Here is a 26788-nt window from a genome sequence, read left to right on the forward strand (position 1 = left end):
TTGAATCCCGGCGATGTGCTCTTTATCGACGAAGTGCACCGCCTGTCGCGCAGTGTGGAGGAAATCCTCTACCCGGCTATGGAAGATTATGCGCTGGATATTATCACCGGCAAAGGACAGATGGCAGCGTCCTACCACTTTGCCGCTTCCGAAGTTTACGCTGGTGGGTGCTACCACACGTGCGGGGCAGCTTTCTGCTCCATTGCGCGACCGTTTTGGCGTAGTGCTTCGTTTGGAAATGTATTCTCCACAGGAGTTGGCAAAGATCGTCACGCGGAGTGCACGGATTTTGGGAATTCCGATTGAAGCGGATGGCGCGCTGGAGATCGCTTCTCGTTCGAGGGGAACACCGCGTATTGCCAACCGGATGCTCCGGCGCGTAAGGGACTTTGCACAGGTGATGACGGACGGGGTAATCACTTACCAGTCTGCAAAAGTAGGGTTGGACCGATTGGAAGTAGATGAAATTGGTTTGGATGCCAACGACCGGCGTATGCTCAGTGCAATGATCCGTTATTACAATGGCGGGCCGGTCGGATTGGAAACACTGGCTGCAGCCATCGGGGAAGAGGCGGTCACAATTGAGGATGTTTATGAGCCGTACTTGATGCAGATTGGCTTTCTGAACCGAACTCCAAGAGGCCGTTGCGTTACGCGGGCGGCATATCTGCATTTGGGACTCACACCCCCAGGAGAGCAAACGCCCCAACAGAGTTTTTTTGATTGGACCAGGGAACCGGATTCTAGGAGCGGCGCACCCAACGAATAGCCAGGCGGATGGATGATTGGACGCCGTAAACACAGTGTTTGCGATGAAAGCTTTTCGTTCAATTGTATGTGTTAGCAAAATGAGAACCCGCGGTTCTGCTCAGGAGGGTAGGGGCGTTTCCGTTTGTGAGCAAAACGAGAAATGGCCAGTGATGATCTCACAACAGCAGAGAATGCTTCTGTTGGTGTATGAAATACCTGTTTACGGATATGGAGAAAGCATGAGAAGTGACAGGAGATGAAAGGCTGGACTCGATATGAAGCTCATTATAGGGCTTTTACTAGTACCGATTTTGATGGGACATGGTTACGGTGTCTTGCCCCCCCAATGAATTACACGAATGGAGACGGCATGGGGTTTGTGCATCATTCCTACAAGGCCGTTTGGCCGGATAGTCGCCGGGAAAAGGGGTTTGGAATCATGCCTTTAAACGGCTCGATCGCGGCATGAACGGGTGTGGGTTTGATCTCTGCACCCCGTCTGTGCAGATTCATCTCGGTAGAGCCCCCTTCTATGCGGAGGTTGCGATTTTGAATGGAAACGGTGGGCGGTATGAGTCATCTTACATGCCTACCAGCCGCCCTCCGCACAGAGGGTGTGGATTGAAATCCACATAGCCACACCATTGGCATCAGCATCTTCGATGTCACCCTCCATGCGGAGGGTGCGGGTTGAAATATGATGATAGCTATGCGGGGCTTGGGGACAATAGCGTCGCCCTCCGTACAGAGGGTGTGGGTTGAAATCATTTGTTTTGTTCCATTTCGTCCGCCGTGGAGCTTCGATTCTCGCCGACTTTTTTGGTGGAGCCTGCACGAATGATAGGAGTGTTTGTTCAGGAGTTCTCAATAGCGAGGATTTCTTTGAAGTACATGTATGGAAGGATTGATTTTTGAAGCGCCTGTAAAGAATGGCATATCGTTGTGGAGTGAGAAGAGGACCCAAGCGGTTGGTATATAAGGAGCAGATGTTTGCCCTGTAGATGACCCTGCCATTTGTAGGGAATTGCATCAAAGAAGTGCCAGGCCAATACGTTTATCCGATTCGCCGCTCCGAAAGAGAGTGAGAAAAGTTGTCGCTTTGCGCATCTTGGGAGAGCTGCACGGCTGGTACGATTTCCAGATGGAAGCGTATGAATGGAAGCAGAATCGGATGTATCCCCTTGTACAAAGGAAAATCCGTTCCGGTGCCGGATAGGGGATCAGGCGAGTTACAGAAAGGAACATGTTTTTGGAATTCTCGTGTGAAGCTTGAAATCTATGTGCCCGAAAAAGATCTTGACCGCCTTCGGATGGCGTTGAACGATTTGGGGGCATGTCGTGTTGGGGCGTATGACAACTGTTCATCGGTCGTTACGGTCACCGGCACTTGGCGTCCCCTTTTAGGAGCCAGTCCATACGATGGAACCGTTGGCGTACTTTGCCATGGAGCGGAGTGCAAGCTGGAGGTGGTCTGCCCGCGAAAGTTGGCTGCACAGGCGGTGGAGCTGGTTCGCAGGCTGCATCCCTATGAGGAGCCGGTTATCCATGTCCTGCCACTGTTGGATTTATAAGCTCAGGACGGTTTTACAAGTGGACGGAAGTTTGCCGCCCATTTATAAAATCGCCCCGTGTGGTTCGCATTTCAACGTTTCCCGGTCAGACGTGTGGGATTGCGACGAGGTTTTCGGAGAAGAACCGTTACAATAGGAGAAAAGACCGGTTTCGGAATATCCGCAATTCAGACGACACCCGTTAAGGGAACGATTTTAAGGAGTGTGTTAAGAAAATGGGCAGACTTTTTGGCACGGACGGCGTCAGAGGCGTCGCAAATTCGGAACTCACCTGTGAAATGGCAATGAACATTGGCCGGGCTGCAGCCATGGTGTTGACGGACAACAACCACCGGCATCCCAAAATTTTGATCGGAAAAGATACGCGCATTTCCTCCGATATGTTGGAAAACGCCATTACAGCGGGATTGTGCAGTGTAGGGGCGAACGTCGTACAGCTTGGTGTGGTACCGACCCCGGCTGTCGCCTTCTTAGTGGGCAAGTATAAGGCGGACGCAGGCGTTATGCTGACAGCTTCCCATAATCCGTGTGAATTTAATGGCATCAAAATTTTTAGCGGGGATGGATATAAGCTGCCGGATGCGCTCGAAGAGCAGATCGAGGCGATTGTGCTCGATCATGCGGATACCCCTCCGGTTCCCACGGCAGGTGACATCGGAAGCGTCACTTCAGCGCCCAATGTAGTGCGCGATTATGTAGATCATATCAAGAGTACGGTTCCGTTTGCGTTGACCGGTATGCGCATTGCCATCGATTGTGCAAATGGCGCGGCGTCCCGCACCGCGGAATTGCTCTTTTCGGAATTGGGGGCAGAATGCCATATGTTGGCCAATCAGCCCAACGGTGTGAATGTCAATGACAACTGCGGTTCTACACATATGGAAAATCTGATGAGCTTTGTCAAAGAGAACCATCTGGATGCAGGGATTGCATTTGATGGGGATGCAGACCGCTGCCTCGCGGTAGACGACAAGGGCCAACTGGTGGATGGAGACTTCGTGATGGCAATTTGCGCTGCGGATATGAAGTCGCGCGGCAAGCTGGCGAAAAACACCGTTGTGGGTACCATTATGACCAATATGGGTTTCACACGTTTTTGTGACGAAAATGGCCTGCATTTTGAAGCCGCGACGAAAGTGGGCGACCGCTATGTGTTGGAAGAAATGCAGCTGGAAGGGTATAATTTTGGCGGAGAGCAGAGCGGCCATGTTATTTTCTTGGATTTCGCCACGACGGGAGATGGCCAGCTGACAGCGGCTCAGCTGTTGAGCATTGTACACCGCCGTGAGGCAAGGCTTTCCAGTTTGGCAACATTGATGACCCGCTATCCACAGGTGATTGTCAATGTGCAGGTGGGGCCGGAAGGAAAACTGCACTTCTATACAGACAGCGAAGTGAAAGATGCGATTGAGAAGGCAAAAGAGAAGCTTGGAACCAGCGGACGGATTGTTGTGCGTCCTTCGGGAACCGAACCGCTTCTGCGCGTGATGATTGAAGGGGAGGACCTGGAGTACATCAATGTGCTCGCAAATTCGGTGGCAGATGTTCTCCGCGAACGGTTGGCTTGATATATTTTGTAGAATCTATTTAAAATATAACGGATAGTATTAAAAATTGACGGATAAGAGAGGGTTTGCTTTGAGAGCGGCAGCATGGAAGGACTATGAATTGATCGATACATCCGGTGGAGAGCGGTTAGAACGATGGGACAATATCATCCTCATCCGGCCGGACCCGCAGATCATATGGAATACGCCGCGCAAAAACCCGCTTTGGCGGGAAGCGCATGCGCGTTATCAACGTTCGAATACGGGCGGCGGCCGTTGGCAGGAGTATCAAAAAGTTCCATCCATGTGGAAGATTCGCTACGGAGAATTGACCTTCCAGCTCAAAACAATGGGCTTTAAGCATACGGGAATCTTTCCAGAGCAGGCAGTGAACTGGGATTTTGCTATGAAAAAAATCCGCGCGGCGGGCCGCCCTATAAAGGTTTTAAACCTATTTGGTTATACGGGGGCGGCCTCGCTCGCCTGTGCAAAGGCAGGAGCGCAAGTTTGCCATGTGGATGCTTCGAAAGGGATGGTTGCCTGGGCGAAGGAGAACGCGGCGGCCTCCGGTCTGGCGGACCGGCCGGTTCGCTGGCTGGTGGATGATTGCATGAAATTTGTTCAGAGAGAGCAGCGCCGTGGCAATCACTACGAAGGGATCATCATGGACCCGCCTTCCTATGGCCGCGGCCCCGGCGGTGAAGTTTGGAAGCTGGAAGAACAGCTGTATGCGCTAGTAGAAATGTGTATACCGATTATGTCTGAAAATCCGCTGTTCTTTTTGCTGAATTCCTACACGACAGGTTTGTCCCCAGCTGTAATGGAATACTTGCTGGGGGTGTTATTGCAAAAACGTTTTGGCGGGAAGGTATCCTCCGGAGAGATCGGCCTGCCGGTTACGGAGAGTGGGTTGGTTCTTCCTTGTGGAAGTACAGCTATTTGGGAGTCTTAATTCGACAACAGATAGTATTATTTTACTAAATTTTAACATCTTGGATTTGGGAGAGTGTGAAATGAAGTATATTGACAAGGCGCATTGGAGCCGAAAGGATCATTTTGACTACTTTCGTACCTTTAGTTATCCCCATTTTAATCTTTGTGCCAATATGGACATTACGCTATTTTCACACTTTGTGAAACAGCAGAAGCTTTCCTTCTTCGCAGCGTTCCTCTATGTGGCAAGCCGGGCGGCCAACGCGATACCGGAGTTTCGCTACCGTATTCGAGGGGAGGATATTGTGGAGCACGACGAGGTGACGCCCTCTGTCACGGTGCTTACCCGGCACGATACCTTTAGCTATGTAGCAATACCGTGGCAGGAGGACTTCCACGCATTTGTGGCAGATGCCAGGACGCGAACACAGGCGGCTAAAAATGGGGACGCCTGTATTGAGGACGAGCCCGGGCGGGATGACCTTCTGTATGTGACATCCATTCCATGGGTTTCCTTCACTTCGTTGACGCATCCCATTCAGATGAATCCGGTGGACAGTATTCCGCGAATCTCTTGGGGAAAGTATTTTCCCCAGGGAGATCGGACCCTTTTGCCGCTTTCTGTGCAGGGACATCATGCTTTGCTGGATGGACTGCATGTGGGGCAGTATTTTGCTTGGGTGCAGGAATGGTTGGATACGCCCGAAAAGTGGGCAAAATAGGCGGCGGTTGACGCAATCGCTCAAATACAGGGAGTAAAAACAGATGGCTTTTATACAAACAAAGGACCTAAAATTCACCTACGATGAGGTGGAAGACGGCGAAACCCGCCAGGTGCATGAGGTACTCAAGGGTGTGAACCTGGAGATCAAGAAGGGGGAGTTCGTCGCACTTTTGGGACACAACGGTTCTGGAAAATCCACCATCGCCAAGATGTTCAATGCCATGCTGCTGCCTGCCGGCGGCAGGGTGTATGTGGAGGGGATGGACACGCTGGACGAAAGCCTTTTATATGAGATTCGCCGCCGCGTGGGCCTTGTGCTACAGAACCCAGACAACCAGTTGGTGGCCAGCATTGTCGAGGAGGATGTGGCGTTTGGCCCGGAGAATCTCGGCATAGCGCCGGAAGAGATTCGCCGCCGTGTGGACGACGCCCTTAAGGCTGTGGAAATGTACGATTACCGCCTCAACGCACCTTATAAACTTTCGGGTGGCCAAAAGCAACGCATCGCTATTGCGGGGATCATCGCCATGCAACCGGAATGCATCGTGCTGGACGAACCAACGGCCATGCTGGACCCGCGTGGACGGGAAGAGGTGCTGCGGACCATCCATAAGCTGAATCAAGAAAAGGGGATCACAATTGTTCTGATTACCCACTACATGGACGAAGCAGTGCAGGCAAGCCGGGTGGTTGTGATGGATAACGGGCAGATTCTATTGCAGGGAACACCGGAAGAAGTATTCGCACATGTGGAATTGCTGAAAAAACATAAGCTGGATGTTCCACAGGCCACGGAGCTGATTTACCGCTTGCGCGCAAGCGGTTATCCGCTGCCGGAGTGTGTACTCAATGAAGAGGACTGCGTGGCTGCATTGGAGCGGATTTTAAAAGAGCCGGTTGGCGACGAATTTTCCGGCAAGAAATAAATAGATCCGCAGGTATCCGTATGAAACGGAATCTGACGGAGGTTTGGAGAAAGCACTATGGCGATTATCGAGACAAGGGACCTGACATACACATATGGAACGGGCACGCCGTTTGAGAAGATGGCGGTGGACCATGTGAACCTCTCCATTGAGCAGGGAGAGTTCATTGGCGTGATCGGGCATACCGGCTCTGGAAAATCTACGTTGATTCAGCAACTCAATGGACTTTTGCGCCCAACCTCGGGGACAGTCCTGCTGGACGGGAAAGACATCTGGGCGGAACCCAAAAAAATTCGGGCAGTACGCTTTCGGGTGGGGATGGTGTTTCAGTACCCGGAACACCAACTTTTTGAGGAAACCGTCTTAAAGGATATCTCCTTTGGGCCGTCCAATATGGGGCTTGAGCCGGCAGAAATTGAAAAACGAGCGCGCGATGCGGCGAAATTTGTCGGATTGAAAGATGAACTTCTGGAAAAAAGCCCCTTTGAGCTTTCCGGCGGGGAAAAACGCCGTGCGGCGATTGCCGGCGTGATTGCAATGGACCCGGACGTTTTGATTTTGGACGAGCCTACAGCGGGGTTGGACCCGCGCGGCCGCGATGTGCTTTTGTCGCAGATTGTGAATTATCACGAGGTTCGACACAATACAATTCTTCTGGTTTCCCACAGCATGGAGGATATTGCGCGAACCGCGGATCGGATTCTGGTGATGAACGCGGGAAAGGCGGCCATGTTTGATGAGACGGAGAACGTTTTTGCGCGTGGGGAAGAGCTAGAGCAGATGGGGTTGCGGGTTCCACAGATCACAAAGATTCTTGGAATGTTGAAAAAGGATGGGTATCCGGTGGGAACGGCCCTTACGTTGGAACAGGCGATCAAACAGCTGATGCCTCTGTTGGAGGAAGGAGGACGCACGCATGGTTAGAGACGTCACTCTGGGACAGTATTTTCCCGCCAAATCGGTAATCCATCGTTTGGACCCGCGGATTAAGGTTATACTTCGACCTTTTTATTTATTGTATTTGTCTTTGTTGCGCGCAACTTTGCCGGATTATTTCTCATGATCGCGCTGGAAATAGGCGTGATGGTGAGTTCCGGGGTTCCGGTCAAGCAATACTTTAAGAGCCTGAAAGCAGTGCTGTTTATCGTCATTTTTACCGGTGTCCTGAACCTGTTTTATGGGACAGGAGAGCCGTTGGTGACGCTGTTCGGTTTTATGCAGATCACTATGAACGGCATTCAAAATGCGATTTTTATTGCAATCCGTATCATGAGTTTGATCCTTTTCAGCGCTGTGCTGACCTTTACAACGACGCCTACAGAGTTGACAGACGCTTTAGAGCGCATTATGCGGCCGTTAAAGGTGTTGCATGTCAAAGTCCACGAAATTGCCATGATGATGACCATTGCACTGCGCTTTGTCCCAACGCTTCTTGAAGAGACGGACAAGATCATGAGCGCACAGAAGGCGCGCGGCGCCGATCTGGAAAGCGGTGGGCTGATGCAGCGGATCAAGGCGCTGATTCCGATCTTGATTCCCCTTTTTGTGTCTTCCTTCCGCCGGGCATATGATTTGGCCATGGCAATGGAGTGTCGTTGCTATCATGGAGGGGAAGGCCGGACGAAGATGAAACAGCTGCATATGGCCACACGCGACGGCTGGGCGATTGCAATCTCGGTGGCAATTTGTGCTCTGGTTATCGTATTAAACCTATTTGTGCCGGCAACTTTGTGATGTTATCATTCCCGAGAGGAGGAAAAGCGTATGCGCAATCTTTTGTTGACACTCTGTTACGATGGCGCACAGTACCATGGTTGGCAAATTCAAAATAATGCGGTTTCGGTGCAACAGGTGTTCCAAGAGGCGCTTTTCAAGATCACCGCAGAGAAGCCGGAAATCAAGGGATGCAGCCGTACGGATTCGGGTGTGCATGCCAATCAGTACTGTATCAGCCTGAAAACAGCACATTCCATTCCCTGTGAGCGGTTGCTCAACGCTTTAAATCACTTTTTGCCAGAAGACATTGCCGTACAGGACTGCCGGGAGGTGCCAATGGATTTCCATGCGCGCTATTCCTGCCTCGGCAAGGAGTATATTTATAAGATTTGGAACGAACCGGTCCGCAATCCTTTCCTGCGGAACCGGGCGCTTCATTATTGGTATCCTTTGGATTTAGACCGGATGAATGCAGCGGCAGTCCATTATATTGGAAGGCATGACTTTACATCGTTCTGTACGTCGGATGCCCGCGAACGCGGCGATATGTGCCGGACGGTTACGCGCGCAAACATTCAGAGGGATGGGGGTTTAGTGACCTTTACTGTGGCGGCCGATGGCTTTTTGTACAACATGGTGCGGATCATGGTGGGGACGCTGCTGTATGTGGCCCAAGATAAGTTACAGCCGGAACAGATTCCAGAGATTTTGGCTGCACGTGACCGTACGACGGCAGGACCAACCGCCCCCCCGTGTGGTTTGTATCTGAACCGCGTGTTTTATGGAGAGGGACCAGTATGAGCCAGGGAAAACGCTTTGCCACGGGCGAGATCGATGTGGCCAAACACGACCGCCATGCCGAACAGATTGCCAAACGGCGTGCCAAGCGCCGCGAAAAACAAAACCGCACGCATAAAATTCCTGGATGGGTTTATAGGGTTCTGCTCATATTGATTTTAAGCGTGGTTGGGATGTTGTTGTGGTTTAACCGGCAGAATCTGGCCCCTGACCGAGTAATGGAATGGGTGCAGGACCGCGTGGTAGGCATTGGCGTAGGGGATGGATTTCCACAGCCAATTGCAGGGACGGTTGTGGAACCAAAAAACTTTCTTTCTGTGAATAAGGAACTCATTGTGGTGAGCGATACGGATTCTTTCGATCTACAATTCCTCAGCAAAAGAGCTGGCAAGCCGTCAGCACAGTTTCAGTGAACCAGTGATGAAGACAAATGGTTCCCGCACGTTGATTTATAATTTGGGTGGGACTGGTTATCAGATTGAGAGCCGTACAAAAACCATCGCCAAACAGAACGCAGAGGGAAATATCTTTGCAGGTTCATTGTCCGAAGATGGGCATTATGCCTTTGCGACCCAGGCAGACGGCTATTGTGGAAAGTTGACTGCCTATAAGCCGGACGGAAAGGCCAAATTCCAGTATTGGTTTGCAGATTATTATCCCACCTCGATCGCGTTGGACCCATCTGGCTCCCATGCAGCGGTCACAGCGTTATCTGCGTTGGATGGTGGGTTGACGTCTGCGGTATATCTGCTAGATTTTCATTCGGAAGAGGCGGTTGAACCGTTCGCTGCCTATACGGAAAATATGATGTTGGATTCCTATTGGAGTGCTGACGGGACAGTCTCTGCAATTGGAGATAAAATGACCGCGATCATCAATACAACGACACAATCCAAAGTTAATTACGACTATCAGGGCATGCAGCTTTCGGCATATACTGTGGACAGTGGCCGGACAGTGCTCTGTTTGGCCGCGTTTGACAGTGCGGCGAGCAGCCGGGTGGTGGTGTTGGGCGGCGATGGCAAGGAACTAGCCAGCCTTTCCGTTCCCGGAGAAGTTCGCTCGGTTTCGCTCTATGGGGATACCGTAGCAGTCCTGGTCAATGGAACGATCTACGCTTATTCCGCAGTAGGGGGAAATCCGGTTGCAACGGTGGATGCGGGAAACGATGCTAAGGCCGTGGCGCTGGCCAGTGAGAGTAAGGCTTATGTACTTGGTATTTCAGAACTTCGTTATGTCGATCTCAATGCAGGTTAAGCCCGGGAACCGCATGCAGCCTTAGTGAACGGAATATGAACATTTGAACGAAAACTTGTGTTTATCGCCTTTTTGTGCTATATTAATCTGGTGATTTCCGTACTTCCCTTTCAGAAGGAAGTGGCTTTCGGGAAAATTGGATGACATTGGGAGGAAACGAGTGGGGCTGGTATTGGACGCCGCTTTTGCGGCGATTGTACTTTGTTTTATCGTCGCCGGTTATCGTGCCGGCTTGATGCGTACATTGGTAGAATTTGTTGGGTATTTGTTCGCAGTGGTTGCCTCAGTAGTGCTCGCGGGCCTGGTGGCGGACGGGTTGGCAGATCTGTTTCTACAGGCACGCAGTCCTTCGCCAGCGGAATACTATTTTTTGCGTGTAATTGCCACTGCAATCGTATTCGTTCTGCTGCAAATGTTGGTACGGATCACAGCCTCGGCAGTCAGTGCTGTTTGCCGTCTGCCTCTGTTACATTTGGCCAACAGCCTGTTGGGCGGTTTGTTTGGGGCATTTAAGGGTGTCGTTGTTGTTCTGCTCTTGTGCTCTTTCGTGCAGTTGGCAGGTCCTATTTTCGAATTGGAGAATGGCCCCTTGGACGAACAGGAGCTTTTTACCACCTCGTATATTTTTCATTTTGTTTCTGCGCATAATCCGGTTTATTCCCTGTTCCACGTGGAAGACTTTTTGAAAGGGGTCGGAGGCGCCTTGTAAGCGCTGAAACAGCGCGTGCATATTTTGCAGCGGACTCTGTCGCATCCGGCGGCATCAGCCCGGAAAGGCTTGTGAGGAATGAAAAACTGGAATAAGAATATCAATGTACCAAATGCACTTTCTCTGTTTCGAATTGTGCTGATTGTGCCGTTTGTCTATTACTTTTTACACGATCAGATCGTACCAGCTGCCGCCTGCCTTGTTCTCTCCGGGCTTTCGGATATGTTTGATGGCATGATTGCGCGAAAGTTCCATCAGATCACCGAGTTAGGAAAAATGTTAGATCCAGTTGCCGATAAGCCTGACACAGGGGACAGTGGCTGTATGTTTGGCAATTGAGCAGCCGGTCTTGATTCCACTTTTAGCGATCTTTATTGTTAAGGAACTTTTGATGTTGGTGGCAGGATCTTCTTGGTCCTGAAAAAGAAGAAAAGGCCCACCGGCTCCAAATGGTATGGCAAGGTGGCAACCATTCTTTTTTATTTTTCATTTGTCGTCATTGTGTCCCTAAAGGGGTTTTTCCAGATCGAAAACCTCGCAGTGACGGTCACGTTGCTTTCTGTGACAGCGGCATTTATGATCTATGCTTTTATCCAATACTTTAAGATTTTTTTGCAGCTTCTGCATTCTACAGACCCGAAAGATGCCATCGATTTGAAGGCGGATATTCGTGCCAAAAAGTCTGCAAAGAAGCAATAATTTGACAATTAACGCCGTCCGAAGGCCGCGGACGGCGTTTCCGAATATTCCAAGGGGATGGTTCGGCCGCACTTGGATGGTATCCACTCACTGGGTACAGATCAGTACAAACCAGCCATTGGTGAAATTTCCGGTTGGTTGTTCCCCGGAACCTTTTATATTTTTAGAAAAAGAAGTGATTGCAATATGATGATGTGTTCGAGATGTCATAAGCGCCCGGCTGTCGTGTTTATTTCGCCCACGGTAAACGCACAGGAGAGCAAGGGGCTTTGCCTGGTTTGTGCCAAGGAACTGGGAATTAAACCGGTGAATGATTTGATGGAAAAAATGGGGATCACAGAAGAACAGATGGAGGCAATGGAGTCCGAGTTCAGCAGTCTGATGAACCCAGAGAGCAACAATGAGAACAGCGAAGAAGGTTTTACGCCCGGTGGTGCAGCGACTTTCCCATTTTTACAAAATATCTTTTCGGATATGGCGAATCCGCAGAAGAGCAGCGGGGAGACGCCGCCCCCTCCGTCTGCGCCAAAGCGTGACAAGCGCGAAAAGCATAAGACAAAGCGCAAGGCGTTGGATACGTATTGTACCGATTTGACTGCAAAGGCGCGCAAGGGTGAAATTGATAAGATTATTGGAAGGGATAAGGAGATTTCGCGGGTGGTACAGATTTTGAGCCGCCGCACAAAGAATAATCCCTGTCTGATCGGCGAGCCCGGCGTAGGCAAAACAGCGGTTGCAGAAGGATTAGCATTGCGAATTGCCTCTGGCGATGTCCCAGCGCGCTTAAAGTCCAAGGAGATTCATCTCCTCGACCTCACTGCGCTGGTGGCAGGGACCCAGTTCCGAGGCCAGTTTGAAAGCCGCATTAAGAGTTTGGTCGACGAAGTAAAAGCAGAGGGAAACATTATCCTGTTTATTGACGAAGTGCACAACTTGGTAGGGACTGGGGATGCAGAGGGTTCGATGAATGCGGCAAATATTCTCAAGCCCGCTCTATCCCGCGGTGAAATCCAGGTGATTGGCGCTACAACCTTTGTGGAATACCGCAAATACATTGAGAAGGACGCGGCCTTAGAGCGCCGCTTCCAGCCTGTAACCATTGCAGAGCCGTCGGTTGATGAAACGGTGGATGTATTGATGGGTATTAAATCCTATTATGAGTCGTATCATCGTGTACGCGTGCCGGATACCCTGGTGCGCCGTACGGTGGTCCTTTCAGAGCGTTATATCAACGACCGTTTCCTTCCCGACAAGGCCATTGATCTGTTGGATGAGGCCTGTGCCTGTGCAGCTCTGCGCAATCTCCCGATGGCCGAATATGACCGTTTGACCGCAGAACTGGAAAAGATGCGGCAAGACGAGGACGATATAACGAATGATGGTGGAGAGATCGATTATGAAGCGCTTGCAAAGTTGCGCTATGAGATTTCTCAGGCGGATGAAAAAGTGAAGGAACTCGCTCCAGCGGCTTTGGGCGCGGAGGTTGAGGAGGCGGATCTGGCCAAGGTGATCGAGCTTTGGACGGGGATTCCTGCCAGCCGTATCCAGGAAAATGAGCTTAAAAAGCTTGCTGATCTAGAGAGCGTATTGAACACCAAGATTATCGGCCAGCAGGAAGCGGTTTCCGCAATTGCAGCTGCGATTCGCCGTAGCCGGGTACAGATCAGCCCTCGCCGCCGGCCTGCGTCCTTTATTTTTGTTGGCCCGACCGGGGTGGGAAAAACCGAATTGGTGAAGGTGCTCTCTCAGGAACTTTTCGATACCCCAGAGACTTTGATTCGCCTAGATATGTCGGAGTTCATGGAGAAGCATTCGGTGTCCCGGATCATCGGTTCGCCTCCGGGGTATGTCGGATACGATGAGGCTGGACAGGTGACCGAAAAGGTTCGCCGCCGTCCGTATTCGGTTCTTCTGTTCGATGAAATTGAGAAAGCGCATCCGGACGTCATGAATATTCTTTTGCAAATTCTCGACGAGGGCCATATTACGGACGCCCATGGACGCAATGTCAATTTTGAGAATACGGTCATAGTGATGACCTCAAACGCCGGCAGTGAGAAAAAGGAAGGGGCGCTCGGCTTTGCGCGCAGTGATGCCGATGTAACGAAGGAAAAGGCAATGAAAGCGCTCTCCGAATTCCTGCGTCCGGAATTTCTCAGCCGTGTAGATGAAGTGATTGTCTTCCGCCAGCTCACGGTAGAGGATTTTGAGAAGATTGCCGCCCTGATGTTGGATGAATATGTACTTTCTCTCAAGGAACGTCATATTCGTTTTGTTTACGATGAAAAGGCTACCGGCTGGTTGGCAAAACATGCTATTGGCGGAAAAAGCGGTGCGCGCGATCTGCGCAATTTGATTCGGCGTAAGGTGGAGGACCAGATTGCCTCCTTGGTGGTGGAGCACTTCGAACAGCCATTGTTTGGTATTGCATTGACAGCGGATGAAGAATTGCGGATGGAAACGATGGAATAATAAACGAGTCAACGGAATCTCTTTAACGATAAAGAGCTTGTTTGGCGTTAGCGTATGAACACAGATTCAGATTCGGCCATATGGGGGCCTCTCGTATGGCCGTTTTTGGTCGGTATGTAGACCGGCATTCTTACAAGTTAGAGGATATTTTCTTTTCATTTGCCCTCGAAAATTACTTGAAATTCTTGACAAATCCTGCTGGACTGTGCTATACTTATTTCCGTCGCAAAATGCGAGTGTAGTTCAATGGTAGAACCCCAGCCTTCCAAGCTGGTCGTGTGGGTTCGATTCCCATCACTCGCTCCAATTGCATGCGCCAATAGCTCAGCTGGATAGAGCAACTGCCTTCTAAGCAGTAGGCCAGGGGTTCGAGTCCCTTTTGGCGCGCCAATATGGTGGATGTAGCTTAGTTGGTTAAAGCGCCAGATTGTGGCTCTGGAGATCGTGGGTTCGAGTCCCATCTTCCACCCCACTTAAAAGTTGCACCTGCGGGTGTTTGCTGAGCACGGGACGGACAGGCAGTTCGGTCCCGTGTTGTTATATACTGGGTTGTAGCCAAGGGGTAAGGCAACGGACTTTGACTCCGTCATTCCGCGCGTTCGAATCGCGCCAGCCCAGCCACGCCTGCGATGAGCAATTGCTCATCGCAGGTTTTTTTGTTATATTGTTGATATAGGGTAGAAGAAAAAATCGCCCTCTTCTATGGAAGAATTCATTGGATAACGGTTGTGGTTCTGTGCTACACTATACGCGTCGCTAAGAGTGGAGAACTTTTGAATGAAGGTGAACCGGATGAAATTGTTGATGAGCGATCGACCTTTGCCTTTTGTGACCTTTTCAGATGAAGCGTATCGTTATGTGGATTTGAGCAGCTTAAAGATTTCCAACTGTGTAGGATGTTTTGGCTGTTGGGTGAAAACACCGGGCAAATGTGTGATCCGGGATGATGCGGCAAAGGTCTATCCCTTAATTGCCAAGAGTGAATCTGTCATCTATGTGACACATGTTAAATATGGTTCTTATGATACGGTCATGAAAACCATGTTGGAACGTGCAATACCGATTCAGCAGGCTTTCATTCGGTTGTATCATGGCGAGACCCATCATATTCAGAGGGCTGTAAAGGAAAAAGAAGCGGTCATTGTGGCGTATGGCGATGTTTCCGAAGAAGAGAAAGCATTATTCAGGCGGCTGGTTGAACGAAACGCCAATAATATGCTATTTCGTTCGCACCAGATTCGCTTTGTCGCGGAAACAGAGCTGGAAACCGCAGTGAAAAAGGAGGTGGCGGTATGGGACGCTTGCTGATTGTAAATGGAAGTCCCCGGGTGCCGCATTCCCATTCCAAACAGATCGCGGAGCTGTTCCAGACTTTTTGGGGTGGGGAGGTCTCCAAATACAATGTGACAGCCAAAAAACATGCGGGAATCTGTGAGCAGATTGGAACCTATACAGATCTACTCTTTGTATTTCCTTTGTATGTGGATGGGTTGCCTGTAACACTGATGCATTTTTTGAAGGAAATGGAAAATCATCCTGTTTCGCCCAAACCGGTTGTACATCTGATTATCAACTGTGGTTTCCTGGAACCCGAACAAAACCGGGTTGCATGCGACATGGTGCATTTATTCTGTAAACAGAATGGATACCCTTTTGGGTCTTCTCTTTGGATTGGAAGTGGAGAAGCAATTTTGGAAACACCATTTGCTTATTTTGTGAAACGGAAACTCAAAAAAATGGCCACAAGTATAACGACAGGCAAGCCTGTGCAACAGATGGTCACTATGCCGTTGCCGAAGAGGGCCTTTCTAAAGGAATCGACGAAGTATTGGATTCGATACGGTGAAAAAAACGGGGTTACCAAGCAACAGATGGAAACGATGGAAATCGAATCAGTCGGCATTTGAGAAAAGCCTGGTCCATTCGTTTGAAAAGTGTGGTATGATATAAGAAACTTACCCCATAAGGGATCAAAGCACGAGGATAAGGAGGTTTTTTCGATGGATTTGCTGGAAGTAATGCAGAAGCGGCGCAGTGTAAGGGCTTATACAGATCAATCCATTCCAATGGATACGTTGGAAAAGGTGATTCAAGCGGGCTTGCTTTCCGCATCCAGCCGTTCCATTCGTCCGTGGGAACTGCTGGTTGTCCGAGAGAAAAAGACATTAGATGCGATGTCGCAGTGCCGGATTGGTTCCGCAAAGATGCTGAAACAGGCGAGTTGTGCGATTGTTGTATTGGCCGACGAAAAAAAGTCGGATGTATGGGTGGAGGACTGCTCCATTGTCATGGCGAATATGCACCTGATGGCGAATTCCCTGGGGATTGGCAGCTGTTGGATTCAGGGAAGACTGCGGGAAGCCCTGGATGGAAGGAGCACAGAGGACTATCTGAGAAGCTTATTACATTTTCCGTCTCATATGCGTTTAGAGGCCGTTTTATCCATGGGAATGCCGGCGGAATATCCGGAACCATATACGATCGAATCGCTTCCCAATGAAAAGGTTCATTGGGACATATTTTGATAGACTTTCCGCGATGGTTGTGCGGTATGGGGTCTACAGAAATGGAAGAGAAAATGAATGTGTGGCATTAAAACCCTATTTAGATGTTTGGAAAACCGCGTACAGTTGCCTCGTGCGCAGTTTTCCGAGAGAATCTGTCGGCTGATTTTGGCAGATGTATCAAAGAAAGTAGAATTTTTGTTGACATTTGCTTGATGTGCTGTTATAATAATTAAGCTGCATATGAATCATTAGCTCAGCTGGCAGAGCACCTGACTTTTAATCAGGGTGTCCGGGGTTCGAATCCCCGATGGTTCACCAAAAAAGGGACATCCATTTGGATGTCCCTTTTTGTATACAATGTTCATCGTTGATAATTATGTTGAGAAGAATCTGGCGGTGATGATATGGAGCGATTTCTATCCATCCTAAAATTGTGTGACGCTCCGGAATGGGCATGGTCCGCAGCGAATTGGTTCCATACAAAATGGGGTATCCCAGTAGAGGAATACGATAAAAGCATCGCGGAATCCATACAGAATCCGAGAAAGATCCCTCAGTGGTATCTGGTTTGTGATAGCCGGCAGCAGATTGTGGCGGGGTGTGGAATGATTGCCAATGATTTTCATAGGCGGACCGACCTGTTTCCCAATGTGTGTGCCCTGTATGTGGAACCATTCGCACGCAACCAGGGAGTTGCACGAAACCTGCTGGAATTTGTGAGGAAGGATGCCTTTGCATGTGGTTTCCATCAGATCTACTTGGTGACCGATCACGATCAGTTTTATGAAAAATGCGGCTGGTCTTTTTGGGGGATGGTTCCCTGTGAGGATGGGAGCCCCATCCGTATGTATGTTGTGGAAACCATTGGGGAATAGGACGGTTGCTCAATATTGCGATTTTGGTAAACGATAATGAGGGAAAAAAGCCCTTTTTAGGAGATAAATTGAGTGGGGATGTCCGTGAGAGAACCGATCAGTGAATGGCCTTCGGTTTATCATCTTTATAAAAGAATGGCTTGTGAGATTAGAGGGAACAGCCATTTTTTAAAACAGGGTAGATAATAAAGAACACCCGAACCCCGGCTGGTTAGGCCGCATGGCGGGTGTTCTTTTTATATTCCATTTTATTTTATATGGGAGTGGATTGAAATTGTCCAGCATAGGCAGGATTGGTTAGGCCAGCCTCCGTTACCCTCCATGCGGAGGGTGTGTTTTCAAGAACGCTCTTGAATTGGAAGGGCACATAGAGTTTGAAAAGCACATCCGAATCGCAAAGGATTCATTCCATTGGATAACGAAGCCCCCAGTCCTTACGCAGACGATCCATCAATCCCATCATGTGCAATGTTTCTGCATGGGGCATCTCTGGACATTCGAGCTTTCCGGCCGCGATTGCCCGTGCGCAGGAGCGCACTTCGTATTCGTAACCGCTGATCTCTACAGGGCACGGGTAGATGTGCGGACTGTCTTCTCCATCAACAAAAAGCTGAATCTCCTCTGCGTGCCAAAAACTTGGCAGGACCAAATGGCCTTTTGTCCCATAGATTACGGCTTCATTGCGTAAATTGCCGAGCATGGAGGTTGTGAGTGTAGCGAGCTTTCCATCCGCATATTCCAGAATGATGCTGTCCTGCGCATCAACGCCACGGTCCGATTGGATGCACCGGGAGGTCACCGCTGCAATGGAATCTCCAAAGGCAATGGAGGCGAGCGTCAGGGGATAGATTCCCATATCAAGCAAAGCGCCACCGGCCAGAGCCGGATTCACCAGTCGGTCATGCCAGGACAGTTCAAATCCAAAACAGGCCTCCATAGAGCAGACTCTACCGATTTTTTCTGAAGCCAAAAGGTCTTGTAGCGTTTGGACAAATGGCATGTAGCGTGTCCAGACTGCCTCTGTGATCAAGAGCCCTTTTTGCTCTGCCAATGTGAATACTTCTTCTGCTTGCCTGCGGTTGACAGTAAACGCCTTTTCGCAAAGGACATGTTTTCCATAATTTAGACAGAGCATTGCATGTTCGTAATGATGGGAATGCGGCGTGGCGATATATACGAGGTCTGTGCCGCCGTCTGCCAGCATGTCTTCATAGGAACCATAAGCTTTTGTAAAGCCATAGGTCTTTGCAAAGGCTTGCGCCCGATTTAAGTCGCGAGCCGCTACAGCATAGGAAGTCACATCATCCATTTTTGCAAGGGTTTCTGCCATTGTCGCCGCGATTCTTCCCGCGCCGAGGATGGAAACCTTGAGCTTGTCCATAAGAATACCTCCCAGTCTATTTAACGATCTAAGACTACCTTTATTATAAAAAAAGTCATTGGGTAACGCAATAGAAACGGGCAGAAAAAGGAATCACAGCAGAATCCTTCTTACATCATTCGTTATAAGAAAGACGCTTTCTTCTGCTTTTAAGCATTTAGAAAGCGTCTTTTGAATGGGAGGATTTGTGCATACTTCTATTACAGATTCGGTTGAAAAAGCTCCTTTTTTATCGGAGCGGTTCCCCGTTTTGTTCAGGCGATTTGCCTTCAGGGAGTCCGGAAACGTCCATATGGATTTTTTTGGTTGTCTTTCCTTCGAAGGTATTCGCGCGCATAACCTCCGTCATGTCGAACCCCACGGTGTCCTTCAAGGCCTCATTTACCGCCTTGAGAGCGCCGACGGTGTATCGAGCTACGTCGGCTGCGCCGCTTGCATCACCTTCTCTACCGGAACCGTCGATGATGGTAATATTCCCAATCTTCGCCATGGGTTCCGCAATGGCGCGGGCGATTTCTGGAAGTTTATCAATGACCATCTGTAGTTTACCGGCATCATTCATCTTAGCAAGAGCTTCTGCCTTCTTTTCCAGAGCTTCCGCCTCCGCAAGCCCCAGCTGCCGGACTGCCTCTGCCTGGGCCAGGCCCTGCTTTTCCGTCACGGCAGCCTGTGCAGCGCCCTCTTGACGAATCCGTTCCGCTTGCGCCTCTGCGTCCAGTTTTTTAGCTGCTGCTTGTGCAGCAGCATCCAATTTACGGGCTTCGGCCTCTGCCTCCGCCTTTTTAATCATAGCGATCTTCTGCGCTTCTGCAGCGAGTTCAGCCTTTTGCTTTTCAGCTTCAGACGGTTTGATGACGGTTTCCATCAGTTCGGCTTCTTTACGTTCGGCCTTCCGTTTTGCCAATTCGATGTTTTTCTGTTCCGCAGCAATTTGAATCTGGATCTCTGCTTCGCGGACTTCTCGTGCACGCTGTTCCTTAAGGACGTTTGCATCCATTTCCGTGTTAGTGATGTCTTTCAGGGTGACATTTTGTTGGATGTTGTAAGCGGCATCCGAAATGGCGCGTGTAGTTTGGCGTTCCTTCTCGAAGTTGAGCTTTTTAATATCAGCTTCCTTTTGCGCTTCTGCCATGCGCGCTTCCGCTTCCAAACGCGCCTGCTCTCCTGCACGGCGTGCTTCAGAGGTTTTAATCATGCTCTCTTTGATTGCTTCTGCCTGTGCAATTTCCGCATCACGCTTGACCGCAGCAATCTGCGGTTTGCTCAACGCTTCAAAATAGCCATTCTGGTCGCCAATCCCTTTGATTGTAAAGGATTTCAATTCCAGGCCCAATTCGGAGAGCTGATCCTCCGCCACCTCTTTGACACGCTCGGAAAACGTCTTGCGGTCTTTGTAGAGCTGTTCCGCAGTCATGTCGGCGATAATCTCGCGGAGACGGCCTTCACAGACATCCCGCGCAGTTTCCATAATATGCTGCTTGGTTTCCTCTTCACGGCCGCAGTTAAACTGCTCCACCGCGGAGCGAATCATGCTCTCCTCGTTTTTGATCTTGACAACGACTGTGCCGTTCGCCTCAATTGGAACAGCATCCGAGGTCAAAGTTCCCTGCATATTTACGTCAAAGCTGATGTTTTCCAATGTCACATAGTCGATTCGCTGTAGGACCGGAATGACCATAATGCCGCCGCCGGTGATGACCTTTGCGCGGCCTAATCCGGTCACAATCGCCGCCTTGTCAGCCGGAACCTTTTTCCATGTGGAAAAAATTGCAATCAGGATAATTAAAAGTGCTGCGACGACAATCCCAACGGTAATCAAAACTTCAGGCATAATCATTCTCCCTTCATTGATCCAAATGCATGGTCATCTGTTCCATGTCCTCCACAGGGCAAACGGTACAGATGCGCTTGTCAGGGTCTACCCCTACCACAAGGATTCGTTGCCCAACGGGGAGAATATCCTCCTCCACCCATGGGGCCAGCTTTGCGCTGAATGTCACCTTACTGCCGATGGCGCTGAGCATGGTGATCGTCCCAACAAAATCCTTGCGGATCTCCAGTTTTACAACTCCCTCCTTCCATTTTAGGTCCTGCATGGACTGTGCGAGAGGCCGGCTTTTTTTCAATGGACGGATCACATACCGGCCTAATAGGTAGCAACCAGCGATCCCAGCGATTGCGGCGATGGCAACACCGGCGAACGGAGGAAGTCCCAAAAGGCATAGGCGGCCGACTGCACCGAAAACGACCACGCCAAAACAAATGCTCATCAGATTGACCGGTGCCGGCCCGTCGAATCCAGAATCGCCGTCAAAGTCGAGATCGAGATCGAAAGCACTGCCGAGAGCACCAATCAACACATCCAGAAGTGGAACGGCTAGACCGCCCCCGATGCAACAGAGATAGATGATCTGCCACGTCTCCAGAGTCATAAAACCTCCCTCCCTTTTCTTTATTATACTCTTAAGAAAATATATCTCAATAAAAATTTTTGTTACTTTCATTACAAAAATATAATGATCCAAAGAGGAATGTAAGAATTTTTCACAAAGAATGATTTGCCAGTGAAAGACTTAAAAACGCAGACTTTGCTATAAAAAGCACCCAAAGGGAATACGAAAGGCAAATCCCTTTGGGTGTATGACGCAAAAATCAATCTTCTTTTTCGTGTTTCATCAACTTGGTGGGATCGGATAAAACATTCCGAGCTGCAATGGCGGCAGCCCCCAACAGGGCGGGGCTTTCAGGCAAACGGTTTACTTCTATGGTAATGTCGTTGTAGACCAATGGATTGATACAGGCGTGTACCTTGTCGCATACAATCTGGAGCAGAATATCCGGCGCCACCTCTGCCAATTCGTCTCCGATAACGATCATTCCGGGATTGAATTGGTTGATGAGGTTTACAATTCCAATGGACAAAAACTCACAGACTTTCTCATATTCTTCGCGTGCCACTCTGTCACCCGCCCGTACCGCTGCGGAGATATTTGCAGATGTCAGGCTATTTTTATCCAGGACAGAGGATTCTCCTGCCTGTAGGCGGCGGGTGATGTTCTGACAAAACACCAAAAATGAACAATACTTTTCCAAACAACCGCGGTTTCCACATTCACAGGGGGCACCGCGATAATTGATGGTGTTGTGACCAAACTCGCCGGCAATCCCGCGTTGGCCTAAAACAAGTTTTCCATCGGTGATGATACCGCAGCCGATGCCTTGGCCTGCCAAAACATAGATCATATTCCGGATACCGTACTCTTTGCTGCGATACCAGAGCTGTGCAAAAGCACTGGCATTTGCATCATTGGTTATGTAAATTGGAATATCGAACCCCTCAGTCAAAGCTTTTTTAATGGGGAAGTTCTGCCAGCCAGAAAGCTCTGTGACAAAGAGCAATTGATCGCGGTCTTCCCGGTAAGGTCCCGGCATGGCCATGCATACAGCAGGAATGTTCGTTGCAGCATTTTCGCGCCGAATATCCTGAATGGCGTTTCGAATACGAGAAATGGTATTTTGTACGTCATCGCGGGGACCGATCGGATACTCCTCCACCGCATAGACTTTTCCCGATAAACCGACAATACTGATATAAAAAGCCCGGCGTGTCATACGAATCCCGATGACCTTATACAGCGCATCGTTCAAGGTTACGCCAATGGACCGTCGCCCTTTGCATCCGCTCATCAACCCGGTTTCTACCACAAGGCCACACTCGATGAATTCCCCAATGATGTTGGTGATCGTAGCCTGTTTCAGCCCGGACAATTGAGCAAGCGTGGCACGGGAGCAAACGCCCTCCTGCCGCAATAGGTCTGCCACCAGAGCGCGGTTGATCAGCTGGCTCCTTTCCTGGTTAATACTTTTATGTGTGATGATTTCATTCATATCCAAAGACTCCTATACTCCCAAGTTTGTCTTTTTATACTATACACTTTTTGAAATTAAAATGCTTCTAGTTGAAAAATATCATCTATTTAGATGAAATATTAAACCTGCTTTGTGATCAAATCCAGCGCATTCATCTTAATAACTGTAATCCAAATGAATCCCGTGACCTTTCTTCACACTTTTCAAGAAATCGGGAACGACTTATCCAAATGAAAATGGGAAAACAAAATGAAGCGCAAATGCAAGAACGATACCAATTATTATCATGCAAATAGTGTTGATTGCAGTGTCGCGCTTCATCACGATGATTCCGCAAACAAAGACGAATAGCTCTAATATGGAGCGTACTTCAAAATAAATCCACCCATACACAAATGTCATATGAAACAAAACCGCAACAATTGCTGCTGAAATGACAAGAGATACATGCCCCTTTCCTTTTGCATACCAACAAACAAACGCTAATAATGGAGAAATAACTGTAAATCCAAACCAAATCATTGCATAGCTTGCCGGGAAAAAGCCAGCTATAAAAGCAGAATATAAATAATAGCTTGTAATCATGCCGAGAAAAAACAAAAATACATTTATCGCCGCTCTAAATGGCGAATGACTGTAAAGTGATATACATAAAGCAATTAACACCCAAATAGAAAATCTTCCCAAAAAGTTTCTGATGTCTAAATATTGAACGATAAAAGGCAATTCGTTTGATGCAGTCGTATCGAAAAATTTTGAGACAATCCCTAAAGCGATTCCAAAAATTAAAATAGCAAACGTATTTGTGATTTTTTTGCTCGTTGATATTTGCTTATCTACACGCCGAATACAATCTAAAAAAGACATATTGATCTCCTATAATATCCAATTATCCGACTTTTTAATCCCGAGATCATGATTGCTTTCCCATGTTCTACTGCTTATGTAGGACATCCTATTTCTTTATTTCCTTCCCTTGCATACGGAAAATGGCAATAATGTGGGCTATTTATTTTGACTCGAAATTCATAGCAGTCATCTTGGAGAGGAGCGAAAATATGGATACATACAAAAGGAGTAACGGTAGAATTGTTATTTGCCAGATGGTATCTTTGGACTTCCGGATTTTCATTTCTATACACTTGCATTTATGGCTCCTCTGTATCCAGAGAAGCGTCGGCTGGGGCTGCCAGGCAGTTTTTCTCCACTTGAAGGTCGGTAATGCCCTTTTTCTGCAGGAAATCGCGTGTCGCTGTGCGCAGGAGCGTATATACGACGGAAAAAAGTGGAACCCCCATTAGATCCCTGGGATTCCCCACAGGTTTCCACACACCAGGATGGCAAGCAATACCCAAATGCCGGGGAGGCCGATAGAAGTACCCACCACACGGGGATAGATCAGATTGCCTTCTACCTGCTGTAGAATCACTAGGAAAATCAGGAACCAGAGGCAATACAATGGGTCGATAATCAGTAGAATAAATGCGCCGATTGCCCCTCCGAGATAGGCGCCCAAAATGGGAATCAGGCTGGTCAAAGAGACGATCACGCTGATGAGCAGAGCGTATGGCAGCCGGATGATACTCATGCCGAGATAGCACAGGCAACCGAGAATCAACGCCTCCGTCACTTGCCCAGTGACAAAGCCAGAAAAGATATTGCTGGCAAGGCTGCCCACAGAAATCACCTTTTGGGCCCGTTTGGGAGGCAAAAAAGCGTACAATACGCGCTTTAAATTTTTGATGAGTTTTTCTTTACTGAACAGCATGTAAACGGCAAAGATCAAGCTCATCACAAAGGTGAGAACCCCGGACGCGACACCCATTGTAGCCGTTGCAACAGACCCCACTAAGTCCGTTGTGACTTGGGAGGCCTGTGTGAGAAACGAAGTCCAATCGATCTGCATAACGGTTTCTTTCAGTTGATCGAGATCGAATTTGGTGAGGACCTCGTTTAACCAATTTGTAAAAGTTACGACATAGCTTGGAATAGCGGCTGTTAGAATTTGAATGGAATTGGCCAGCTCTGGAACGACAAAGAAGATAATTCCGCCTAAAATCAGGAATACTGCAATAAAGGAGAAAAGGACGCAAATGCCGCGGCCACACTTCCGCCAAATCTTTGAATTTTTCCGTTTTAAGAATCCAAAGATGCGATCTTCAAATAGCTTTAACAGTACGTTGAGCACAAACGCAACCGCAATCCCAAGCAAAAATGGGCTGAACAACGAAAACAAGGTGCTCAAAAAGGAGCCAGCCTGCTCCAAATGAAAGACGATATAGATTAAGGCAACTGTAAAGGTTACCAGCAACATCGCTGCTTTTATGGTTTTTTGCGAAAATTTGGGATTGTCGATCCATTCCTTTAATTTCATACTCCATGCCTTCCTACACCTGAAATGTACGGGATACGCCGCCTTATCCTTTATTCAATCACACTCTACCGTATTCCCCTATGGATGTCAAGTTATTCCAGTTAAGAAATCTAGACGGATTCTTTTCTAAAGTATGTTGCGCGCGAAGGCTTGAAAAAAGTGCGATTCAAGGATATGATGAGAGAAACAGGATGAAACATCCTTGTTATAGAAAGAAGGGGTTTTATGGAACTAATGGAAGCAATCCGTGCGCGAAAGAGCTACCGGAATCAATTTGAAGACACGCCCGTACCCCGCAATGATCTTCGAGAAATTTTGGAAGCTGGTGTGGCGGCCCCCTCGGGCTGCAATATGCAGACAACCCAGTTTATCGGAGTGGACGATCCGGTCCTTGTCAAGCGGCTTGCGGAAATCTACGGAAAAGAATGGGCCTTGACAGCGCCTGCAGCAATCCTTGTGTTAACCAAGGAAACAATGTCTCCGAGTGGCGTTTCCTACCATATTCACGATTATTCCGCAGCGATGGAAAATCTTCTGTTGGCGATCACGGCGAAAGGATATGCCTCTGTATGGGTGGAAGGACAGATTCGAGGCGAACGCGCCAGAGAGATGGGCCGCCTTCTCGGAGTACCGGAGGAACTCACAGTAGCGGTGTATCTGCCAGTAGGGGTTCCGGCAAAGCCCATGGCGGAAGCAGTGAAAAAACCTTTTGAAGAGCGGGCGTGGTTTAACGGTTATCAAAAGGAATCGTAGGGCTTTCGATTGACAGAAAGGTGGCGGATGGTATGAATAAATGGTTTTCTTATGCAAATGAATATGTAAAGCAGTCCGATTGGAAGGACTTTGCCCTGGTCAAACTCTGCCTGTGCTCTGCGGGGGTTATGATTGGAATATCGCTGACAAAGAAAGCAAAGAAACTGGCGGCGTTCGGGGCCATGGCAGTATTCATTGCCACCTATCTCCCTTTGATAATCAAATTTTTGAGGATTGTGACAGCGGGACAAACACGAAACAAATCGTTTACACGCTGAACACGAGGAAAGGAAATCTGTGACCATCGAGACTGAACGACTACTCCTATGTCTTTTGAACGCGCGGCAGCTGCACCTGTGGTTTTCCGACCTGCCGGCCCTGGAACGTGAATGGGATTGCCATTATGATGGCGAGCCTGTAGAGGGCGTATTTCGAGAGATTGTGCAGCAGCAGTGGAAAATCACTTCCAGAGATCCACGAAACGCCCTGTTTCACAGCTTTTGGATTTTGCTGCGAAAGGCGGATCGCACAGTGGTAGGGACAATCGATTTTAAAGCGCCTCCGAATGCGCGCGGCGAAATAGAAATTGGTTATGGGCTGGGCGGCGCGTATGAGCGCCGAGGATATATGACCGAGGCAGTGAACGCTCTGTGCAACTGGGCGCTTCAACGGGAGGATGTCGAAAGCATCCTGGCAGAGACGGAGCAACAAAACCGCCCATCACAGAGGGTCCTACAGCGCTGCCAGTTTATTCTGGAACACGAAGGCCCTACCCTCTGGTGGAGAAGAAAAAAATAATCGTGTGCGGCGGTTGTCTGGAAAGGGCTTCGGCCGCGCTATTTTTAGGGGAATAATCCATCAATTGCTGAGGAGATGTTTTTTCTAAATTGCACTTGAGGCATATAAAGAAAGTATTCGATTTTAGG

28 protein-coding genes, 5 tRNA genes and 2 pseudogenes are annotated in these 26788 nt (G+C 49.0%); 27 read left to right on the top strand and 8 right to left on the bottom strand.

Going from position 1 to position 26788, the window contains the following annotated elements; all coding sequences use genetic code 11:
- Nucleotides 1-769, top strand: a pseudogene (gene ruvB / locus ACGCCZ_RS09185) (Holliday junction branch migration DNA helicase RuvB); the annotation flags it as partial.
- Between the two features lie 371 nt (nucleotides 770-1140).
- Here the strand turns inward: ruvB and ACGCCZ_RS09190 are convergent.
- Complete coding sequence (locus ACGCCZ_RS09190) at nucleotides 1141-1263, bottom strand: hypothetical protein (protein ID WP_411655865.1); 123 nt, start codon at nucleotides 1261-1263, stop codon at nucleotides 1141-1143.
- 749 nt (nucleotides 1264-2012) lie between these two features.
- Here ACGCCZ_RS09190 and ACGCCZ_RS09195 point away from each other — a divergent pair.
- From ACGCCZ_RS09195 to ACGCCZ_RS09305, 23 genes and pseudogenes are all read left to right on the top strand, one after another.
- Nucleotides 2013-2321: a cytochrome C biogenesis protein gene (locus tag ACGCCZ_RS09195; protein WP_152918356.1), complete on the top strand. Its 309-nt coding sequence runs from the start codon at nucleotides 2013-2015 to the stop codon at nucleotides 2319-2321.
- Nucleotides 2322-2536: 215 nt separating this feature from the next.
- Complete coding sequence (gene glmM, locus ACGCCZ_RS09200; RefSeq protein WP_411655866.1) at nucleotides 2537-3889, top strand: phosphoglucosamine mutase; 1353 nt, start codon at nucleotides 2537-2539, stop codon at nucleotides 3887-3889.
- Between the two features lie 70 nt (nucleotides 3890-3959).
- The gene (locus tag ACGCCZ_RS09205; protein ID WP_085533639.1) at nucleotides 3960-4820 is read left to right on the top strand and encodes a class I SAM-dependent methyltransferase; all 861 of its coding nucleotides are present in this window, start codon (nucleotides 3960-3962) and stop codon (nucleotides 4818-4820) included.
- A gap of 61 nt (nucleotides 4821-4881) precedes the next feature.
- Nucleotides 4882-5523: a chloramphenicol acetyltransferase gene (locus ACGCCZ_RS09210; RefSeq protein ID WP_054323967.1), complete on the top strand. Its 642-nt coding sequence runs from the start codon at nucleotides 4882-4884 to the stop codon at nucleotides 5521-5523.
- A gap of 43 nt (nucleotides 5524-5566) precedes the next feature.
- Nucleotides 5567-6451: an energy-coupling factor transporter ATPase gene (locus ACGCCZ_RS09215; protein WP_085533637.1), complete on the top strand. Its 885-nt coding sequence runs from the start codon at nucleotides 5567-5569 to the stop codon at nucleotides 6449-6451.
- Nucleotides 6452-6508: 57 nt separating this feature from the next.
- Entirely contained in the window at nucleotides 6509-7375 is an 867-nt protein-coding gene (locus ACGCCZ_RS09220; RefSeq protein WP_085533635.1) for an energy-coupling factor transporter ATPase, read from the top strand.
- A pseudogene (locus tag ACGCCZ_RS09225) lies at nucleotides 7368-8185 on the top strand (energy-coupling factor transporter transmembrane component T family protein). Before ACGCCZ_RS09220 ends, ACGCCZ_RS09225 begins: the two are co-directional and overlap by 8 nt.
- 30 nt (nucleotides 8186-8215) lie before the next feature.
- Nucleotides 8216-8968, top strand: coding sequence for a tRNA pseudouridine(38-40) synthase TruA (truA, locus tag ACGCCZ_RS09230; RefSeq protein WP_054323969.1), 753 nt, complete (start codon nucleotides 8216-8218; stop codon nucleotides 8966-8968).
- Nucleotides 8965-9378 (top strand): hypothetical protein, encoded by a 414-nt coding sequence (locus tag ACGCCZ_RS09235; protein WP_411655867.1) that lies wholly within the window; start codon nucleotides 8965-8967, stop codon nucleotides 9376-9378. Before truA ends, ACGCCZ_RS09235 begins: the two co-directional genes overlap by 4 nt.
- Entirely contained in the window at nucleotides 9350-10222 is an 873-nt protein-coding gene (locus tag ACGCCZ_RS09240; RefSeq protein WP_411655887.1) for a DUF5711 family protein, read from the top strand. Before ACGCCZ_RS09235 ends, ACGCCZ_RS09240 begins: the two co-directional genes overlap by 29 nt.
- Before the next feature lie 160 nt (nucleotides 10223-10382).
- Nucleotides 10383-10931: a CvpA family protein gene (locus ACGCCZ_RS09245; RefSeq protein WP_054323972.1), complete on the top strand. Its 549-nt coding sequence runs from the start codon at nucleotides 10383-10385 to the stop codon at nucleotides 10929-10931.
- 78 nt (nucleotides 10932-11009) lie between these two features.
- The gene (locus ACGCCZ_RS09250) at nucleotides 11010-11270 is read left to right on the top strand and encodes a CDP-alcohol phosphatidyltransferase family protein (RefSeq protein WP_411655868.1); all 261 of its coding nucleotides are present in this window, start codon (nucleotides 11010-11012) and stop codon (nucleotides 11268-11270) included.
- Nucleotides 11271-11342: 72 nt separating this feature from the next.
- On the top strand, nucleotides 11343-11630 hold the full coding sequence (locus tag ACGCCZ_RS09255; RefSeq protein ID WP_411655869.1) for a hypothetical protein: 288 nt from the start codon (nucleotides 11343-11345) through the stop codon (nucleotides 11628-11630).
- A gap of 189 nt (nucleotides 11631-11819) precedes the next feature.
- Nucleotides 11820-14102 (top strand): ATP-dependent Clp protease ATP-binding subunit, encoded by a 2283-nt coding sequence (locus tag ACGCCZ_RS09260; protein ID WP_054324056.1) that lies wholly within the window; start codon nucleotides 11820-11822, stop codon nucleotides 14100-14102.
- A 232-nt stretch (nucleotides 14103-14334) separates the two neighbouring features.
- A tRNA-Gly gene (locus tag ACGCCZ_RS09265) sits at nucleotides 14335-14408 on the top strand.
- 7 nt (nucleotides 14409-14415) lie between these two features.
- Nucleotides 14416-14492: transfer RNA gene (locus ACGCCZ_RS09270), tRNA-Arg, on the top strand.
- Between the two features lie 5 nt (nucleotides 14493-14497).
- Nucleotides 14498-14574, top strand: a tRNA-His gene (locus tag ACGCCZ_RS09275).
- A gap of 73 nt (nucleotides 14575-14647) precedes the next feature.
- Nucleotides 14648-14723: transfer RNA gene (locus tag ACGCCZ_RS09280), tRNA-Gln, on the top strand.
- Nucleotides 14724-14879: 156 nt separating this feature from the next.
- Complete coding sequence (locus ACGCCZ_RS09285; RefSeq protein ID WP_411655870.1) at nucleotides 14880-15410, top strand: flavodoxin family protein; 531 nt, start codon at nucleotides 14880-14882, stop codon at nucleotides 15408-15410.
- Nucleotides 15395-16009 (top strand): hypothetical protein, encoded by a 615-nt coding sequence (locus ACGCCZ_RS09290; RefSeq protein WP_411655871.1) that lies wholly within the window; start codon nucleotides 15395-15397, stop codon nucleotides 16007-16009. The genes ACGCCZ_RS09285 and ACGCCZ_RS09290 overlap by 16 nt, the downstream gene beginning before the upstream one ends.
- 93 nt (nucleotides 16010-16102) lie before the next feature.
- Nucleotides 16103-16627 (top strand): nitroreductase family protein, encoded by a 525-nt coding sequence (locus ACGCCZ_RS09295; protein ID WP_054323974.1) that lies wholly within the window; start codon nucleotides 16103-16105, stop codon nucleotides 16625-16627.
- Nucleotides 16628-16851: 224 nt separating this feature from the next.
- Nucleotides 16852-16927 (top strand) — tRNA-Lys (locus ACGCCZ_RS09300).
- 86 nt (nucleotides 16928-17013) lie between these two features.
- Nucleotides 17014-17484 carry a GNAT family N-acetyltransferase gene (locus tag ACGCCZ_RS09305; protein ID WP_085533625.1) on the top strand — a complete coding sequence of 157 codons (471 nt, stop codon included), beginning with the start codon at nucleotides 17014-17016 and terminating at the stop codon, nucleotides 17482-17484.
- Nucleotides 17485-17887: 403 nt separating this feature from the next.
- Here the strand turns inward: ACGCCZ_RS09305 and ACGCCZ_RS09310 are convergent, their stop codons facing one another.
- The 7 genes from ACGCCZ_RS09310 to ACGCCZ_RS09340 all read right to left on the bottom strand — a co-directional run bounded on the left by ACGCCZ_RS09310 (nucleotide 17888) and on the right by ACGCCZ_RS09340 (nucleotide 25109).
- Nucleotides 17888-18865 carry a Gfo/Idh/MocA family protein gene (locus tag ACGCCZ_RS09310; protein WP_054323977.1) on the bottom strand — a complete coding sequence of 326 codons (978 nt, stop codon included), beginning with the start codon at nucleotides 18863-18865 and terminating at the stop codon, nucleotides 17888-17890.
- 229 nt (nucleotides 18866-19094) lie between these two features.
- Nucleotides 19095-20696, bottom strand: coding sequence for a flotillin family protein (locus tag ACGCCZ_RS09315; RefSeq protein WP_411655872.1), 1602 nt, complete (start codon nucleotides 20694-20696; stop codon nucleotides 19095-19097).
- Between the two features lie 13 nt (nucleotides 20697-20709).
- Nucleotides 20710-21297 (bottom strand): hypothetical protein, encoded by a 588-nt coding sequence (locus ACGCCZ_RS09320; protein ID WP_411655873.1) that lies wholly within the window; start codon nucleotides 21295-21297, stop codon nucleotides 20710-20712.
- A 220-nt stretch (nucleotides 21298-21517) separates the two neighbouring features.
- A complete protein-coding gene (locus tag ACGCCZ_RS09325) occupies nucleotides 21518-22753 on the bottom strand; it encodes an ROK family protein (protein WP_054323981.1) in 1236 nt (411 codons plus the stop codon).
- A 204-nt stretch (nucleotides 22754-22957) separates the two neighbouring features.
- Nucleotides 22958-23602 (bottom strand): hypothetical protein, encoded by a 645-nt coding sequence (locus tag ACGCCZ_RS09330; protein WP_054323982.1) that lies wholly within the window; start codon nucleotides 23600-23602, stop codon nucleotides 22958-22960.
- 281 nt (nucleotides 23603-23883) lie between these two features.
- A complete protein-coding gene (locus tag ACGCCZ_RS09335) occupies nucleotides 23884-24033 on the bottom strand; it encodes a hypothetical protein (protein WP_411655874.1) in 150 nt (49 codons plus the stop codon).
- The gene (locus ACGCCZ_RS09340; protein WP_411655875.1) at nucleotides 24033-25109 is read right to left on the bottom strand and encodes an AI-2E family transporter; all 1077 of its coding nucleotides are present in this window, start codon (nucleotides 25107-25109) and stop codon (nucleotides 24033-24035) included. Before ACGCCZ_RS09340 ends, ACGCCZ_RS09335 begins: the two co-directional genes overlap by 1 nt.
- Nucleotides 25110-25334: 225 nt before the next feature.
- On the opposite strand from ACGCCZ_RS09340, the gene ACGCCZ_RS09345 reads away from it, so the two are divergent.
- From ACGCCZ_RS09345 to ACGCCZ_RS09355, 3 genes are read left to right on the top strand one after another with little or no spacing between them, the layout of a single operon-like run.
- Nucleotides 25335-25862, top strand: a complete 528-nt coding sequence (locus ACGCCZ_RS09345; RefSeq protein ID WP_054323984.1) for a nitroreductase family protein — start codon at nucleotides 25335-25337, stop codon at nucleotides 25860-25862.
- Between the two features lie 32 nt (nucleotides 25863-25894).
- The gene (locus tag ACGCCZ_RS09350; protein WP_054323985.1) at nucleotides 25895-26140 is read left to right on the top strand and encodes a hypothetical protein; all 246 of its coding nucleotides are present in this window, start codon (nucleotides 25895-25897) and stop codon (nucleotides 26138-26140) included.
- 19 nt (nucleotides 26141-26159) lie between these two features.
- On the top strand, nucleotides 26160-26660 hold the full coding sequence (locus ACGCCZ_RS09355; RefSeq protein WP_085533613.1) for a GNAT family N-acetyltransferase: 501 nt from the start codon (nucleotides 26160-26162) through the stop codon (nucleotides 26658-26660).
- The last annotated feature ends 128 nt before the right edge of the window (nucleotides 26661-26788 follow it).

Source organism: Anaeromassilibacillus sp. SJQ-1 (assembly GCF_046693725.1).
Taxonomy (GTDB): domain Bacteria; phylum Bacillota; class Clostridia; order Oscillospirales; family Acutalibacteraceae; genus Anaeromassilibacillus.